Source organism: Dapis hubbardiae BLCC-M172 (genome assembly GCF_050016015.1).
GTDB lineage: Bacteria > Cyanobacteriota > Cyanobacteriia > Cyanobacteriales > Microcoleaceae > Trichodesmium.
Genome location: NZ_JBNHEQ010000322.1, coordinates 1 through 1,630, shown reverse-complemented (window position 1 = coordinate 1,630; position 1,630 = coordinate 1). Strand labels below are relative to the sequence as shown.

The window sequence follows — 1,630 nt, the reverse complement described above, 5'->3', positions numbered from 1 at the left end:
GTGGAACTACCTGTTGTGGAACTACAGTTTCCTGTACGGGAGTTTGTGGAACTACCTGTTGTGGAACTACAGTTTCCTGTACGGGAGTTTGTGGAACTACAGGTTGTGGCACGGTTTCCTGTACTGGTGGTTGTGGCACTACAGGTTGTGGAACTACGGTTTCTTGTACGGGAGTTTGTGGCACTACAGGTTGTGGCACGGTTTCCTGTACTGGTGGTTGTGGCACTACAGGTTGTTGTGGAACTACGGTTTCCTGTACTGGTGGTTGTGGAACTACCTGTTGTGGAACTACGGTTTCCTGTACGGGAGTTTGTGGTACTACAGGTTGTTGTGGTCTATTTGTTTGTTCTTTTTCTTCCATATATCCTCAACTCAAGGAATTTTAGTCAGTCTATCCTAATATTTATATTTTAGATTTACTTATCTGTTTTATCCGGCCTTTTGGATTTTAGGGGATTTTGTCAGAAATTTTCCAGTAAATAATATATATAAATATTTTTCCTGTTCGTCTTTAATAGATTAGATGGATTTATTTGCATCAAATCATAAATCTTGCACCAAAAATTAATCTAAAATCTAAAAATTTTAGTTAAATTCAGATTAAAATTCATCCAGGTAGTGAGACTATCTAAATTTTTTGCTACTGTTAAGGATATCCTCAAAACTGGGTCATAACCGGATAACCAACAGAATCTTTTTCAAATTTTCTTCACTGAAAATATAGCTTTAAGAATTTCCGTGCCAGAATTCTCTACAAACAATATTCACCATTCAGCTCAAGTCAAGACTATTAGTTGTAAAGGATTTCAATTTTATTAATGTCCTAACACTTGTGTGTAATGCTTATAGATAAATGTTGTCACCTTAGAATTAAAGTTAGATTGACAATAAACAGGAATTATGATATATAAATCAAAATTAATTGAAATACTTACAGGCAAAAATCGCGGTTTACTAGCAACTAAAAATGATCGACAAGAAATTTTGGCAGCGATCGCTCAGTTAGAAGATTACAATCCTAACCTCCGCCCCTTTGAAGCAAAAGAACTATTAAATGGTAATTGGAGATTACTTTATACTTCTAGTCAAGAATTACTACGCATTGACAATTTTCCATTCCTGAAACTAGGCGAGATTTATCAATGTATCCGAGTTGAAGATACAGCAATCTATAATATTGCTGAAGTATATGGTTTACCATTTTTAGAGGGAATTGTTAGTGTTGTTGCTCAATTTGAGATTGTTTCGGAAAAACGAGTAAATGTTAAATTTAATCGTTCAATTTTGGGTTTGCAAAGTTTAATTGGTTATCAATCACCTAACAAATTAATTACTGAAATAGAATCAGGAAAAAAATTTACCGCCGTTGATTTTGACATCCAAAATCGTGAACAAAAGGGATGGTTAGATATTACATATTTAGATGAAGATTTACGAATCGGAAGAGGTAACAAAGGAAGTGTATTTGTACTAATAAAAGTTTAATCCTACATTTTCCACGACAAAATGTAGTATAAAAATAGGATTCAGGAGATTGAAGCTTATAGAGGTTTTCACTCATGTTGACTACAAAAATTCTTCCTTCTTCCTTCTTCCTTCTTCCTTCTTCCTTCTTCCTTCTTCCTTCTTC

2 protein-coding genes are annotated in these 1,630 nt (G+C 34.4%); one reads left to right on the top strand and one right to left on the bottom strand.

Features of this window, described 5'->3' with window-relative positions; all coding sequences use genetic code 11:
- Positions 1–361: hypothetical protein (locus ACP6PK_RS29830; protein WP_426565163.1), on the bottom strand; the 361-nt coding region annotated here is incomplete at its 3' end.
- Between the two features lie 539 nt (positions 362–900).
- On the opposite strand from ACP6PK_RS29830, the gene ACP6PK_RS29825 reads away from it, so the two are divergent.
- A complete protein-coding gene (locus ACP6PK_RS29825) occupies positions 901–1,485 on the top strand; it encodes a PAP/fibrillin family protein (protein WP_426565161.1) in 585 nt (194 codons plus the stop codon).
- Positions 1,486–1,630: the final 145 nt, after the last annotated feature.